At 67.7% G+C, this 2,570-nt stretch carries 1 protein-coding gene; it reads right to left on the bottom strand.

Going from position 1 to position 2,570, the window contains the following annotated elements:
* Positions 1 to 85 precede the first annotated feature (85 nt).
* Positions 86 to 2,570, bottom strand: a 2,485-nt coding sequence (gene infB / locus LQV16_RS23375) for a translation initiation factor IF-2 (RefSeq protein WP_229996212.1), incomplete at its 5' end; no start/stop codon positions are given.

Here is a 2,570-nt window from a genome sequence, read left to right as displayed (position 1 = left end):
GCGTAGGGGCGGGGCCCCTCTACGGCGGAAAAGTGCGGGGCCGCCGGAAAATCCAACGACCCCGCACCTGTACTGCTAAACCAACCTAGACGCGCGGCTTTTCGCGCATCTCGAAGGTCTCGATGATGTCGCCTTCGGTGATGTCGTTGAACGAGCCAAGACCGATACCACACTCGAAGTCCGTGCGGACCTCGGTGGCGTCATCCTTGAAGCGCTTGAGCGTCTCAACGGTGAGGTTGTCACCGATGATCTTGCCGTCGCGGGTGATGCGTGCCTTGGCGTTGCGTCGGATAACACCCGAGCGGACGATCGAGCCTGCGATGTTGCCGAACTTGGAGGAACGGAACACTTCGCGGACCTCGGCGGTGCCAAGCTGGACCTCTTCGTACTCCGGCTTGAGCATGCCCTTGAGGGCTGCCTCAATGTCATCGATTGCTGCGTAGATGACGGAGTAGAAGCGCATGTCCACGCCTTCGCGGTCTGCCAGTTCGGCAACACGCTCGGCGGGCTTGACGTTGAAGCCGATGATGACGGCGCTGTCGACCGTTGCCAGGTTGACGTCGTTCTGCGTGATCGCACCGACACCGCGGTGGATGACGCGGAGCTGGACACCCTCGCCGACGTCGATCTTGAGCAGCGCGTCTTCGAGGGCTTCCACGGCACCGGACACGTCACCCTTGAGGATGAGGTTGAGGGTGTCGATCTTGCCATCGGCGACGGCCTGGTCGAAGTCTTCCAGGCTGATCCGCTTGCGGCGCTTGGCCAGTGCGGCGTTGCGGTCGGCGGCTTCACGCTTCTCGGCGATCTGGCGGGCGGTGCGCTCGTCAGCGGTCACGAAGAAGGTGTCACCGGCGCGCGGGACGTTGGACAGACCCAGCACCTGCACGGGGCGGGACGGGCCGGCCTCGGTCAGCGCGCTGCCGTCGTCGTCGAACATCGCACGGACGCGGCCGTGGGCCGTGCCTGCCACGATGGTGTCGCCGACGTGCAGGGTACCGGACTGAACCAGGACGGTGGCCACGGAACCGCGGCCCTTGTCCAGGTTGGCTTCAATCGCGATACCGCGGGCGTCCTTGTTCGGGTTGGCGCGCATGTCCAGGGCAGCGTCTGCGGTGAGCAGAACGGCGCCGAGGAGCTCGTCGATGTTGAGGTTCTGTCGGGCCGAGACCTCCACGAACATGGTGTCGCCACCGTATTCTTCCGGAACCAGGCCGTACTCGGTCAGCTGGCCGCGGACCTTGTCCGGGTTGGCGCCTTCCTTGTCGATCTTGTTCACGGCCACGACGATCGGCACGTTGGCCGCCTGGGCGTGGTTGAGGGCTTCAACGGTCTGCGGCATAACGCCGTCGTCCGCTGCGACCACCAGGATGGCGATGTCGGTGACCTTCGCACCACGGGCACGCATGGCGGTGAACGCCTCGTGGCCCGGAGTATCGATGAAGGTGATCTTCCGATCAATGCCTTCGTGGGCGTGGGTGACCTGGTAGGCACCGATGTGCTGCGTGATGCCGCCGTGCTCGCCCGCCATAACGTCGGACTTGCGGATGGCGTCGAGCAGCCGGGTCTTACCGTGGTCAACGTGACCCATGACGGTGACAACCGGAGGACGTGCCTCGAGGTCTTCATCGCCTTCGGCTTCCAGTTCGGCGTCGAAGTCGATGTCGAAGGTGGAGAGCAGCTCGCGCTCCTCGTCCTCCGGGGACACAACCTGAAGCTTGTAGCCAAGCTCCTCGCCGAGCAGCGCGAAGGTCTCTTCATCCAGCGACTGCGTGGCCGTGGCCATTTCGCCGAGGTGGAAGAGGACCGTCACCAGTGCGGCGGGGTTCGCCTCGATCTTGTCGGCAAAGTCCGTGATGGACGAGCCACGGCGAAGCCGGACTACGGTGTTGCCGTCGCCGCGGGGTACGCTCACGCCACCCAGCGACGGAGCACTCATCTGCTCCAGTTCCTGACGCTTGGCACGCTTCGACTTGCGCTGCTTGCCACGGCCTGCGCCGCCCTTACCGAAGGCACCCTGGGTGCCGCCGCGACCGCGACCGCCCTTACCAAAGCCACCACCGGCCGGAGCGCCGCCACCGGCACCGGGAGCACCGGTACCTGGAGCGCCACCCGGACGGCCCGGACCACGGCCTCCGCCGCCGGGACGGCCGGCACCAGCGGGTGCGGGACGTTCGGTGCGGTTAGGCATCATGCCCGGAGTCGGGCGGTTGCCGCCGGCTCCTGCCGGACGACCGGCGCCGGGAGCGCCGGCCGGACGCGGGGCGCCGGGGCGGGGGCCGCCTGCGCCTGCTGCCGGACGGGGACCACCCGGACGGGGGCCGCCTGCGCCTGCTGCGGGGCGCGGACCACCGGGGCGTTCACCCTCGGTGCGGCTTCCGCCCGGACGGGGCATGCCCTGGGACGGAGCGAACGGGTTGTTGCCCGGACGCGAGGGACGATCGTTGTCGCCGCCGCGGCCGCGGGGCATGCCCTGGGACGTGGCGAAGGGGTTGTTGCCGGGACGGGGACCGCCCGGACGCGGTGCAGAACCGCCCTGGCGTGCCGGAGCAGCCGGGGTTTCAGCCTTGGGG

The sequence above is a fragment of the Arthrobacter sp. Bi26 genome, assembly GCF_918697925.1.
GTDB lineage: Bacteria > Actinomycetota > Actinomycetes > Actinomycetales > Micrococcaceae > Arthrobacter.
This window is presented reverse-complemented; position numbering and strand designations above follow the sequence as displayed.